Raw genomic sequence first — 14,149 nt, forward strand, 5'->3', positions numbered from 1 at the left:
AAAGTAATACAAATTGGTGTTATTTAAGTAACTTTGCACGTTATTAAATACAAAAAAATGCGCTTACACAAAAATTTATGCTTTGCCACAGTTGATGGTTTATTATTAATCTTTAACGACGGTCATTATGCAGATAAAGTTGTTCAACAATTACTTAAACGCGACAAACGCTGGGGAAGTCGTGACAGAGGTTTTGTTGCAGAAACCACATACGATATCGTACGATGGAAACGACTTTATGCAGAAATTGCTGAAGTAAAAGAACCATTTAACAGAGATGAAATCTGGCGTATGTTTGCGGTTTGGGCTACACTAAAAGGTATTACACTACCTGATTGGAAATATTTTGAAAATACACCGACAAGAAAAATTAAAGGTCGTTTTGACGAATTTTCTAAAATTAGAAAAATAAAAGAATCTTTTCCAGATTGGATGGATGAGTTAGCTGCTGAAGCTTTAGGCGAAGCTGTTTGGACTAAAGAAGCTGCTGCTTTAAATGAGCAAGCAGATGTTATTTTAAGAGTAAACACACTTAAAACTACTAGAGAAAAACTTAAATCCGATTTATTTGATTTAGATATTGAAACTGAAGAATTAGCAAAATATCCGAATGCTTTAAAATTAGCCGAACGTGGTAATGTATTTACTACAGAAGCTTTTAAAAATGGTCATTTTGAAGTGCAAGATGCCTCTTCTCAATTAGTTGCAGAATATTTACAAGTAGAACCAGGAATGCGTGTTGTAGATACATGTGCTGGTGCAGGAGGAAAAACATTGCACCTTGCAAGTTTGATGGAAAATAAAGGTCAAATAATTGCATTAGACATTTACGACAATAAATTAAAAGAGTTAAAACGTCGTGCTAAACGCGCTGGAGCGCATAATATTGAGCCAAGACACATAGACTCGACTAAAGTTATTAAAAAACTTTATGATAAAGCAGATCGTGTATTAATTGATGCACCATGTTCTGGATTAGGCGTTTTAAGAAGAAATCCTGATGCTAAATGGAAAATGCAACCAGAATTTATTGAAAAAATCAAAAAAACACAAGCCGAAATTTTAAGCTCATATTCTAGAATGGTTAAGTCTGGAGGAAAATTAGTGTATGCTACATGTTCTATTTTACCATCAGAGAATCAAGATCAAGTAACCAAATTTTTAGCTTCAGAAAGTGGTAAAGAGTTTTCTTTAATAAAGGATAATAAAATTTTATCTCACCAATCAGGCTATGATGGCTTTTACATGGCGCTTTTAGAAAGAAAATAATTGTATTTCAACTAAAATAACATATACAAATTTAATTTACATATTGTAATACCCTTTAAAATTTAACAATGAAACAATTTTACTTATTATCATTAACCTTACTACTAGCACTAACTAGTTTTGCTCAAGTACCAGCTAATTATTATGATAGTGCTACTGGATTAAGTGGTTATGCTCTTAAATCAGAATTAAGAAGTATTATTGCTAATGGACATTCTGATCAAGGCTATTCAGGTTTATGGTTGGGATATGAAACCACAGATAGAGACCTTTATTATGAAAACGATAATACAATTTTAGATATTTATTCTGAAAAACCTACTGCTACAGACCAATACAGCTACACATACAACTCTGATCAATGCGGAAATTACAATGCTGAAGGTGTTTGTTATAACAGAGAGCATTTAGTGCCTCAATCATCATTTGGCGAAGCCTCTCCAATGAAAAATGATATACATCACGTGTATCCAACAGATGGCTATGTTAATGGTGGACGCGGAAGCTTTGCATTTGGTATTGTGGGTTCTGCTAGTCATACATATTCTAACGGATCTAAAAAAGGAACAAGTGCTGTTCCTGGATATTCAGGAACTGTTTTTGAACCAATTGACGAGTTTAAAGGTGATGTTGCTAGAGCTTTGTTATACTTTGCGACACGTTATGAAAACACAGTTGATGGTTATACCAGTTTTGATATGTTTAATGGTACTAATGACCAAGTGTTTCAAGGTTGGGCTATTAGTTTGTTATTAGATTGGCATAATAATGTTGATCCAGTAGATGCTAGAGATATACAACGTAATAACTCAGCTTACAATTTTCAAGGTAACGCCAATCCATTTATTAGTCATCCAGAGTACGCAAATGCTATATGGAATCCTGGACCTACTGATACACAAGCTCCAACAGTGCCTACAAATTTAGTAGCTTCTAATCCAACATCAACTACAATTGATTTAACTTGGTCAGCATCCACAGACAACACAGCTGTTGTAAGTTACGATGTTTTTGATGGTAGCAATTACGTAAATACAGGATCAAACGCAACGACTTATACTATTTCAGGATTAACACCAGAAACGACTTACACGCTATCTGTAAGAGCAAGAGACGCAGAAGACAACACCTCTGCATTAAGTACAACAGCTACTGAAACAACATTAGCTGGAAGTACAGGTACAAGTAACGATTTATACTTTTCTGAATATATAGAAGGTTCTAGTAACAATAAAGCTTTGGAAATTGCAAACTTTACAGGAGCAGCTATAACAGACTTAACAGGTTATGAACTAAGATTAAGCTCTAACGGTAACTCGGGATGGACAGCAACTTATAACTTTCCTAATGGTGCAACAATCAATAATAATGACGTGTATGTTATAGGTAATAGTAATTTATCAGTATGTACAGCTGCTGTAGATGATTCTAATAATACCATTACAGGATTTAATGGTAATGATGCTATAGGATTATTTAAAAACGGAATCCTAATTGACATAATTGGTACTTTAGGAGATAATACGATTTATGCTGCAGACACTACTTTGGTAAGAAATCCAAATATTTCTGGAGGAAATAATACCTTTAACCTAAATGAATGGACCGAATCTCCATCTAACACATGTACCAACTTAGGACAACATAATCAAACATTAAGCACAACAGACTTTAATAAACAAGAAATAAAAATATATCCAAACCCTATTAAATCTAGTTTATTAACTATTGAAGTTAACGAAAACTCTAGTTTTGAAATCTATGATATTTTAGGTAAAAAGATCTTAAAAGGTAATGTGACTTCTAAAAACAATAAAGTTAGTCTATCTAGCTTAAGTAAAGGTGTCTACATATTAAAATTACAAAACAAAAACGGTAGTATTACTAAAAAACTGATTAAAGAATAAGTAAATCTTAATCTATAATTTAAAAAGCGACTTAATTAAGTCGCTTTTTTTTGTTTAAAACCTAGTGAATAACTCTTAAATTAAGCAGCAATTATTATCTATAATTAACCCTAAAAAACCTAAATTTGTGTCTTTATAAAAAACAACACTCAAACTAAAATATAATGATTCATTTCTTCGGAAACCAAAACAGTAACCTTTTTGCTGTTCAAGCAACAAAAGAATTATCAACGCAAACCATTTCTAAATTGATTTGGTTATTTGGCAACCAGCCAAAAATAGAACAAGCATCATTAGATGCTTTTTTTGTTGGTCCTAGAGCTGCAATGATTACACCTTGGAGTACTAATGCAGTAGAAATCACCCAAAATATGGGTATTGATGGCATCATCAGAATTGAAGAATTTGAAGCTTGCCAAAAAGACTTTACAGGCTTTGATCCAATGATTTCAGAAAAATATAATGGATTAAACCAAGAGTCTTTTACAATTAATATCCAACCAGAACCAATATTAAATATTGAGGATATAGCATCTTATAATCAACAAGAAGGTTTAGCTTTAAATGATGAAGAAATTGAATACCTAGAAGGCGTATCAAAAAAAATAGGTCGTCCATTAACAGATTCAGAAGTCTTTGGGTTTTCTCAAGTCAACTCAGAACATTGTCGTCATAAAATATTTAATGGGACATTTGTCATTGATGGAAAAGAAAAACCAACTTCGCTTTTTAAACTAATTAAAGAAACCTCCAAGCAACATCCAAACACTATTGTTTCGGCTTATAAAGATAACGTTGCTTTTATAAAAGGTCCTAAAGTGGAGCAATTTGCGCCAAAACGTGCAGATGTTCCTGATTTCTATGTAAAAAAAGATTACGACTCTGTTATTTCGCTTAAAGCGGAAACACATAATTTTCCAACAACCGTAGAGCCATTTAATGGAGCTGCAACAGGATCTGGAGGAGAAATTAGAGACAGATTAGCTGGTGGAAAAGGATCCTTACCATTAGCAGGAACTGCTGTTTACATGACTTCTTATTCTAGATTGGAAGAAAATAGACCATGGGAACAAGCTATGGAAGCACGTCCTTGGCTATACCAAACACCAATGGATATTTTAATAAAAGCTAGTAATGGTGCATCAGACTTTGGTAACAAGTTTGGGCAACCTTTAATTTGTGGATCTGTCTTAACGTTTGAACACGACGAAGCAAAAAGCACGATTATTAATGGTGAAAAAAGAACCAACAGAAAAATTGGTTACGATAAAGTAATCATGCAAGCTGGAGGTATTGGTTACGGTAAAGCAGAACAAGCTTTAAAAGATACACCTAAAAAAGGTGATAAAATAGTAATATTAGGTGGAGAGAACTATCGTATTGGAATGGGTGGAGCTGCAGTATCCTCTGCAGATACAGGAGAGTTTGCTTCTGGTATAGAGCTTAATGCTGTACAACGTTCTAACCCAGAAATGCAAAAACGTGCTGCCAATGCTGTACGTGGAATGGTAGAAAGTGACGAGAATTTTATAGTCTCTATCCATGATCATGGTGCAGGTGGACACTTAAACTGCTTATCAGAATTAGTTGAAGACACAGGTGGAACTATAGATTTAGATGCCTTACCTGTTGGTGATCCAACCCTTTCTGCTAAAGAAATTATTGGTAACGAATCTCAAGAACGAATGGGATTAGTTATTGCCGAAAAACATTTAGATCATTTAAACAGAATTGCAGAAAGAGAACGTTCTCCGATTTATACTGTTGGTGACGTAACAGAAAACAATAGATTTACATTTAAATCTAAAACCAAAGGTGATACACCAATGGATTTAGCTTTAGAGGATATGTTTGGAAGCTCTCCAAAAACAATAATGACGGATACCACAATTGACAGAAATTATGGTGGTGTCTCTTATGACCCAAATTTATTTTACGATTATCTAGACCAAGTATTACAACTTGAAGCTGTAGCATGTAAAGATTGGTTAACAAATAAAGTAGACCGTTGTGTTGGTGGTAAAGTTGCCAAACAACAATGTGTAGGTCCATTACAAATCCCATTAAATAATATGGGTGTAATGGCTTTGGATTATAATGGTGTAGAAGGGATTGCTACGTCCATTGGACACTCTCCTATCTCTGGATTAATTGATCCTGTTGCTGGAAGTAGAAACAGTATTACAGAAGCACTTACTAACATTATGTGGGCTCCATTAAAAGATGGACTAGAATCTGTATCATTATCTGCCAATTGGATGTGGCCTTGTAAAAATGAAGGTGAAGACGCACGTTTGTACGAAGCAGTACAAGCTATTTCAGAATATGCAATTGACTTAGGAATCAATGTTCCGACAGGAAAAGACTCGTTGTCAATGAAGCAAAAGTATCCTAACGAAGAAGTTATTTCTCCTGGAACTGTAATTATTTCTGCTGCAGCAAACTGTAATAATATTAAAAATGTTATCGAGCCTGTTTTTAAAAGACAAGGTGGTGATATATATTACATAAACTTATCTCAAGACGACTTTAAATTAGGAGGAAGTAGCTTTGCGCAAATATTAAACAAAGTTGGTAATAACACTCCAAACACTAAAGACGCTAAGTACGTAAAAACCGTATTTAATACTATCCAAAAATTAATCAAGGATAATCAAATTATAGCTGGACATGATGTCGCTTCTGGTGGACTAATTACTACATTATTAGAGTTATGCTTTGCTGATGTCAATTTAGGTGCAGAACTAGATATTACTGCTTTAAACCAAAAGGACTCTTGTAAAGTCTTATTTTCTGAAAATTCAGGGATTGTTTTTCAATCTAAAGATGCTGCGATAGAAAAAGTACTTACAGACGCTAATATTGCTTTTTATAACATTGGAAAAGTTACTGATAGTGATACATTAAGTGTTATAAATGGTACTGAAGTCTTTACTATGACTGTCTCTAGATTAAGAGACATGTGGTACAAAACATCTTTTTTATTAGACCAAAAACAAACTGCAAACGGTTTAGCTAAAACACGTTTTGACAACTATAAAAAACAAGATTTACAGTATAGTTTCCCTAAACATTTTACAGGAAAACTTCCAATAATAGATAGCGCTAAACCAAGACCAAAAGCTGCAATTTTACGTGAAAAAGGAAGCAATTCTGAACGCGAAATGGCCAATGCAATGTATTTAGCTGGTTTTGATGTTAAAGATGTACACATGACAGATTTAATTTCTGGTCGCGAAACTTTAGAAGATATTCAGTTTTTAGGAGCTGTTGGTGGTTTTTCTAACAGTGATGTTTTAGGGTCTGCAAAAGGTTGGGCTGGAGCAATAAAATACAATGAAAACGCTAATAAAGCCATAAATAACTTCTTTAAAAGAGAAGATACTTTATCCATTGGTATTTGTAATGGTTGTCAATTATTTATGGAATTAGAGTTGATTAATCCAGAACATGAGGTGCATGGAAAAATGCTTCATAATGACTCTAAAAAACATGAAAGCGCATTTACTTCAGTAACAGTTCAAGATAATAACTCGGTAATGCTTTCATCTTTAAAAGACACGACTTTAGGTGTTTGGATAAGTCATGGAGAAGGTAAATTTAATCTTCCTAAGTCAGAGCAAGAGTATAACATTGTTGCAAAATATGGTTACGATAGTTATCCTGCAAATCCAAATGGATCAGATTTTAATACTGCAATGCTATGTGATAAAACTGGTCGTCATTTAGTAATGATGCCACATATAGAGCGTTCTACTTTTCAATGGAATTGGGCTAACTATCCAGATAACAGACAAGATGAAGTATCTCCATGGTTAGAAGCGTTTACAAATGCGAAGCAATGGATTGAAAATAAAAAGTAAGATAATTCATATTTTTTTTAATAAATTTCTTAGGTTTATGCTGTAATAATTCAGAACATAAAGCTATTAATGAATTTTAGATATATAGAATGTACCAACACTAACCAGTTGGTACAAAACTTTTTTGAGCTTACTGTTGAGCAAACCAGTATACCTTTAGTTTCTAAAGTTATACCAACTGCACAATCGCATATATTATTTTTTAAATCAAAATCACCACTAGAAACAGGCGTAAGAAATAAAATTTATAAGAATAAAGGAATCGTTGTATTTGGGCAATCCTATAAATCTTACACGATGAAGGCACAAAACCCCTATTTTAATTTTGGGATTAATTTGCATCCAACTGCACTATACAAAATTTTAAAAACAGATATTTCTAAATTAACAGATAAACATATTAGCCTATCTAAAATAGATACTAAATTATACGAGTTATTATATCCTGTTTTTAAAGAAAACCTTCACGGAACAGCATTAGCACAGCGTATTGAAAGCCAACTATCAAAGCTTCAAATTTACGAAAGTAAAAACACAAAATTAGTGGACGAAGCTATTAAGGTGATATACAAAAAGGAAGGTAAAATTAATGTAGAAGAACTTCTTAAAATATTTCCAATTTCGCAAAAACATCTAGAAGTACAGTTTAAAAAAACCATAGGATTAACACCTTTAAAATTTATAAAACTTTATAAATTTTTAAGTTTAATGAGGCAATACGAATCTAAAAAAGCATCAATAACACAATTAATAGAGTATTATGCTTATTATGACCTGTCGCATTTTACTAAAGACTTTAAATTATTTATGAACCAAAAGCCCTCAGATTACTTCAAATCTGAGAATATTTTCTTAAATAATTATTTAAAACTCTAATTTTTACGATTTTTTACATCATTTAAACAAAAGATTTTACATAATTTAGCTTCGAATTTATGTGTTTTATTTAATTTAAATGAAAGTTAAGGGATTCATTTAAAAATAGTTAGTTATTAAATAAAAATCAAAAAAGCATATATTCACGCTATCAATCAGTTAGCATAGGAGCTGTTTAATTACAGCTCCTTTTTTTACTGCTATTTGAAATGGAAATAAAATTTCATACTTTGCAACTCTTAACAACTTCGCAAATAAACTAATGATAGAAATAACTAGACTCTTCGATTTCCCATACTATCAACTTGAAAAATATAATCTTGAAAAATCATTATCCACAAAATATGATGGTAAATGGGTATCAATTTCTACAAAAAAATACTTAGAACAAGCAAATACAATTAGTAGAGGTCTACTAAGATTAGGTGTTGCAAAAAACGATAAAATAGCAGTAATATCCTCAACCAATCGTACAGAATGGAATATCATGGATATTGGTATTTTACAACTTGGTGCACAAAATGTCCCTGTATATCCTACAATATCCGAAGAGGATTATGCATACGTTTTAAATCATGCAGAAGCTAAATATTGTTTTATATCGTGTCAAGACGTTTATGATAAAGTCATAAAAATAAAAGCAGAAGTACCATCGTTAATAGAAGTTTATTGCTTTGATCAGTTAGAAAATTGCAAAAATTGGAACGAAGTATTAGAGTTAGGAAAAGATCAATCTAACCAAAATGAAGTTGAAAAGTTAAAAGATAATGTAAAAGCTAGTGACCTAGCTACTTTAATATATACTTCCGGAACTACTGGAAAACCTAAAGGTGTAATGCTATCACACGATAATTTAGTTAGCAATGCTTTAGAAAGTTTTAAAAGAATACCTATCGGATTAGGAACAGCTAAAGCCTTAAGTTTTTTACCATTATGCCACGTATATGAGCGCATGCTTATATATTTATACCAATACTGTGGTGCCTCAATACACTACGCTCCTATTGACCAAATAAGCGAATACGCACAAGAGGTTAAGCCACAAGTAATGACTGCTGTACCTAGATTACTAGAAAAAGTATATGATAAAATTATTGCTAAAGGCGCTGAGTTAACCGGAATTAAGAAAAAATTATTTTTCTGGGCTGTAGACGTTGGGCTACAATACAAACCTTATGGCGAAAATGGTTGGTGGTACACACAAAAACTAAATCTTGCTAATAAATTAATATTTAGCAAATGGAAAGCTGCACTTGGAGGCGAAGTTGCAGTAATGGCATCTGGTAGTGCTGCTTTACAACCTAGATTAGCACGTGTATTTAATGCAGCAGGATTTGGTGTTATGGAAGGTTATGGATTAACCGAAACCTCTCCTGTTGTATCTGTAAATGATATGCGCAACGGAGGATTTAAAATAGGTACTGTCGGCAAATTATTAGATCGCACTGAAGTTAAAATTGCCGAAGATGGAGAAATTTGTGTAAAAGGACCTCAGGTCATGATGGGATATTATAAAGACGAAGCCAAAACTGCCGAAGTTATTAAAGATGGCTATTTCCACACTGGAGATATAGGTGTTATTGACGACGAAGGCTTTTTAAAAATTACCGATCGTAAAAAGGAAATGTTTAAAACCTCTGGTGGTAAATATGTAGCACCACAATTATTAGAAAACAGATGTAAACAATCTAGATTTATAGATCAAATAATGGTTATTGGTGAAGGCGAAAAAATGCCAGCAGCGATAATACAACCAGATTTTGAATTTATCAGAAATTGGGCCAAAATACATAACAAAACATTAGGTACTAACGAAGCGTTAGTTGCTAATCCGGAAGTAATAGCTCGTATACAAGAAGAGATAGACACAGCAAACACTAAATTTGCTAAGTGGGAAAAAATTAAACAATTTAGATTAACAGCCGAAGCTTGGACTGTAGAAGGTGGACACTTAACTCCAACTTTAAAACTTAAGCGTAAAATAATTAAAGAAAAATATAAAGCATTATACAACGATATTTACGGTTATTAATACTTTAAAATAAATCTTATATGCAAAAAAGCTATCTAAATTTAGGTAGCTTTTTTTATGCACTAATTTTAAATTTATTATGCATGCATAATAAATTTTTACTATCTTTGAAAAGATAACCATTTATAATGATTACAATATGAAAGACAAAACCATAGATTACGTCCTTAGAACCACTTGGTTAGCAGTTAATAAAATGTACAACGAAGAAGCTGCTAAATTTGGTACAACTATGGCTACTGGTTTTACTTTATTAAGTATTGATCAAGAAGAAGGAACACCTTCCACCTCATTAGGTCCAATTATGGGTATGGAAGCAACTAGTCTTTCCAGAATCCTAAAACGTATGGAAGAATTAGATTTAATAGTACGTCGACCAAACCCAAATGATGGTCGTGGTGTATTAATTTATCTAACACCTTTTGGTAAAGAAAAACGTAAAGATGCCAAAGAGCGTGTTTTAGTTTTTAACGAAGCAATTAGAGAACACGTATCTGATGAAAAGCTAAAAAGCTTTTACGAAGTTTCGGATACAATTAATGAATTGATCTCAAACAAAAAAATATACAATCAAAAAGAACACACATTAAAATAATATGAGCAAACGTAGAATTAAAAAAGTAGCGATTATTGGTTCCGGAATTATGGGATCTGGTATTGCTTGTCACTTCGCCAATATTGGTGTAGATGTATTATTATTAGACATCGTTCCTAGAGAACTAAACGACAAAGAAAAAGCTAAAGGATTAACCTTAGAAGACAAAGTCGTAAGAAACAGATTAGTAAACGATGCGTTAACTGCATCTTTAAAATCTAAACCCTCTCCTATTTACAGTCAAGCTTTTGCTAGTCGTATTACTACAGGTAACTTAGAAGACGATATTGCTAAAGTAGCAGATGTAGACTGGATTATGGAAGTTGTAGTAGAAAGACTTGACATTAAACAACAAGTTTTTGAAAAACTAGAAAAATACAGAACGCCAGGAACTTTAATTACTTCCAACACTTCAGGAATCCCAATAAAATTCATGAATGAAGGTCGTAGCGAAGACTTCCAAAAGCATTTCTGTGGTACACACTTTTTTAACCCAGCACGTTACTTAAAATTATTCGAAATAATTCCAGGACCAGATACAGATCCTTCTGTATTAGAGTTTTTAAATGAATATGGCGAAAAATTCTTAGAAAAACTTCTGTTGTTGCTAAAGATACACCTGCTTTCATCGGAAACAGAGTTGGTATTTTCAGCATACAAAGTTTATTTCACGCAGTTAAAGATTTAGATTTAACTATCGAGGAAGTTGATAAATTATCAGGACCAGTAATTGGTCGTCCAAAATCGGCAACCTTCCGTACGGTTGATGTTGTAGGTTTAGATACTTTGGTTCACGTTGCCAACGGAATTAGAGAAAACTGTCCAAAAGACGAACGTTTAGAGTTATTTGAATTACCAGATTTCATCAATACAATGATGGAAAACAAATGGTTAGGAAGCAAAACTGGACAAGGTTTTTATAAGTTAGTAAGAAATGCAGATGGCACTAAAGACATTCTATCTTTAGACCTAAACACTTTAGAATACAGACCAAATAAACGCGCAAAATTCGCAACTTTAGAATTAACAAAGACTATTGATAAAGTAGTTGACCGTTTTAAAGTATTAGTAAAAGGAAAAGATAAAGCAGGTGAGTTTTACAGAAAAAGCTTCACTGCATTATTTGCTTATGTATCTAACCGTATTCCAGAAATTTCAGACGATGTTTATAAAATTGACGATGCTATGAAAGCTGGTTTTGGTTGGGAACACGGACCATTTCAAATTTGGGACGCTATTGGCGTAGAAAAAGGAATCGAATTAATGAAAGCTGAAGGTTTAGAGCCTGCTGCTTGGGTTAATGACATGGTTACTTCTGGTAATACTTCATTTTATACAGTAAAAGAAGGTGCTTCATATTATTATGATATTCCTACTAAAAAACAAACTAAAATACCTGGACAAGATAGTTTCATTATTTTAGATAATATTAGAAAAACAAACGAAGTATTTAAAAATTCTGGCGTTGTAGTTGAAGATTTAGGGGACGGAATACTTAACCTAGAATTTCAATCTAAAATGAATACTATTGGTGGTGACGTTTTAGCTGGATTAAATAAAGCTATTGATTTAGCCGAAAAAGATTTTGCTGGTTTAGTCGTTGGTAACCAAGCTGCAAACTTCTCAGTTGGTGCAAACATCGGAATGATTTTCATGATGGCTGCAGAGCAAGAATATGATGAGCTTAATATGGCTATCAAATATTTCCAAGATAGTATGATGCGTATGCGTTATTCTTCTATCCCAACTATCTCTGCGCCTCACGGAATGGCTTTAGGTGGTGGATGTGAATTATCATTACACGCAGATAAAGTGGTTGCAGCAGCAGAAACTTACATGGGACTTGTAGAGTTTGGTGTTGGTGTTATTCCTGGTGGTGGTGGTTCTAAAGAAATGGCTTTAAGAGCGCAAGATCTTTTCCAAAAAGGAGACGTACAACTTAACGTGTTACAAGAGCATTTCTTAACTATTGGTATGGCTAAAGTATCGACTTCTGCTTATGAAGCGTTTGACTTAAACCTACTTCAAAAAGGAAAAGATGTTGTTGTTGTAAATAAAGACCGTCAAATAGCAGTTGCAAAACAACACGCTATGCTAATGGCTAATTCAGGATACACACAACCAGTAAAAAGAGACGACGTTTTAGTACTTGGTAAACAAGCATTAGGTATGTTTTTAGTTGGAACAGATTCTATGGAAGACTCTAACTACATTTCTGAACACGATATGAAAATCGCAAACAAATTAGCTTACGTTATGGCTGGTGGAGATTTATCAGAGCCAACACGCGTAACAGAGCAATATTTATTGGATTTAGAGCGTGAAGCTTTCTTAAGTTTATGTACAGAACGTAAAACTTTAGAACGTATTCAGCACATGTTAACAAAAGGTAAACCTTTAAGAAACTAAAAAAAATGAAAACAGCATATATAGTAAAAGCATATAGAACCGCAGTTGGTAAAGCACCAAAAGGCGTGTTCCGTTTTAAAAGAACAGATGAATTGGCAGCAGAAACCATCAAGTATATGATGAAGGAATTGCCAGGTTTAGACCCAAAGCGTATCGACGATGTTATTGTTGGTAACGCAATGCCAGAAGGTTCTCAAGGATTAAATATGGCACGTTTAATCTCTTTAATGGGATTAGATATTGTTGATGTTCCTGGTGTAACTGTTAACCGTTTTTGCTCTTCTGGAGTAGAAACAATTGGAATGGCAACTGCAAAAATACAAGCTGGAATGGCAGATTGTATTATTGCTGGTGGTGCAGAAAGTATGAGTAGCGTACCAATGACAGGTTTTAAACCAGAATTAAATTACGATATCGTAAAATCTGGTCATGAAGATTATTATTGGGGAATGGGAAATACTGCCGAAGCTGTTGCAAAACAGTTTAAAGTATCTCGTGAAGACCAAGATGAGTTTGCATTTAATTCTCACATGAAAGCATTAAGAGCGCAAGCTGAAAATCGTTTTCAAGATCAAATAGTACCAATTGAAGTAGAACAAACTTATATTGATGCTAACGGAAAAAAAGCAACTAAATCGTATACAGTAACTAAAGATGAAGGACCTCGTGCAGGAACTAGCAAAGAAGCTTTAGCAAAACTTAGAGCAGTATTTGCTGCTGGAGGAAGTGTTACAGCTGGTAACTCGTCACAAATGAGTGATGGAGCTGCTTTTGTAATGGTTATGAGTGAAGACATGGTTAAAGAACTAGGCTTAGAGCCAATTGCAAGAATGGTAAACTATGCTGCAGCAGGTGTTGAGCCTCGTATTATGGGAATTGGACCAGTAAAAGCAATTCCAAAAGCATTAAAACAAGCAGGTTTAAAACAAGACGATTTAGCTTTAATTGAATTAAACGAAGCGTTTGCTTCTCAATCTTTAGCTGTAATTAGAGAATTAAACCTTAATCCAGATATCATTAATGTAAATGGTGGTGCAATTGCACTTGGTCACCCATTAGGATGTACAGGTGCAAAATTATCGGTACAACTTTTTGACGAAATGCGTAAGCGTGACATGCAAGGTAAATATGGTGCAGTTACCATGTGCGTTGGAACAGGTCAAGGGGCTTGCGGAATATTTGAATTTTTAAACTAATT

Annotated in this window: 7 protein-coding genes and 1 pseudogene; all 8 read left to right on the forward strand. The window is 33.4% G+C overall.

Annotated elements, in window-relative coordinates:
• Positions 1 to 57: 57 nt before the first annotated feature.
• The 8 genes and pseudogenes from AC0L3M_RS06825 to AC0L3M_RS06860 all read left to right on the forward strand — a co-directional run bounded on the left by AC0L3M_RS06825 (position 58) and on the right by AC0L3M_RS06860 (position 14,147).
• Positions 58 to 1,269 carry an RsmB/NOP family class I SAM-dependent RNA methyltransferase gene (locus AC0L3M_RS06825; protein WP_341587046.1) on the forward strand — a complete coding sequence of 404 codons (1,212 nt, stop codon included), beginning with the start codon at positions 58 to 60 and terminating at the stop codon, positions 1,267 to 1,269.
• A gap of 68 nt (positions 1,270 to 1,337) precedes the next feature.
• Complete coding sequence (locus AC0L3M_RS06830; protein ID WP_473432311.1) at positions 1,338 to 3,176, forward strand: endonuclease; 1,839 nt, start codon at positions 1,338 to 1,340, stop codon at positions 3,174 to 3,176.
• 164 nt (positions 3,177 to 3,340) lie between these two features.
• Complete coding sequence (gene purL / locus AC0L3M_RS06835) at positions 3,341 to 7,039, forward strand: phosphoribosylformylglycinamidine synthase (RefSeq protein ID WP_473432312.1); 3,699 nt, start codon at positions 3,341 to 3,343, stop codon at positions 7,037 to 7,039.
• Positions 7,040 to 7,108: 69 nt separating this feature from the next.
• The gene (locus AC0L3M_RS06840; protein WP_292946484.1) at positions 7,109 to 7,915 is read left to right on the forward strand and encodes a helix-turn-helix domain-containing protein; all 807 of its coding nucleotides are present in this window, start codon (positions 7,109 to 7,111) and stop codon (positions 7,913 to 7,915) included.
• A 262-nt stretch (positions 7,916 to 8,177) separates the two neighbouring features.
• Positions 8,178 to 9,947, forward strand: coding sequence for an AMP-dependent synthetase/ligase (locus AC0L3M_RS06845; protein ID WP_473432313.1), 1,770 nt, complete (start codon positions 8,178 to 8,180; stop codon positions 9,945 to 9,947).
• A gap of 139 nt (positions 9,948 to 10,086) precedes the next feature.
• A complete protein-coding gene (locus AC0L3M_RS06850) occupies positions 10,087 to 10,542 on the forward strand; it encodes a MarR family winged helix-turn-helix transcriptional regulator (RefSeq protein ID WP_145002185.1) in 456 nt (151 codons plus the stop codon).
• Between the two features lies 1 nt (position 10,543).
• Positions 10,544 to 12,951 (forward strand): annotated as a pseudogene (locus tag AC0L3M_RS06855) (3-hydroxyacyl-CoA dehydrogenase NAD-binding domain-containing protein).
• 5 nt (positions 12,952 to 12,956) lie between these two features.
• Positions 12,957 to 14,147, forward strand: a complete 1,191-nt coding sequence (locus AC0L3M_RS06860; protein ID WP_339808602.1) for an acetyl-CoA C-acyltransferase — start codon at positions 12,957 to 12,959, stop codon at positions 14,145 to 14,147.
• Positions 14,148 to 14,149: the final 2 nt, after the last annotated feature.

The organism is Olleya sp. KJ81-1, assembly GCF_055808135.1.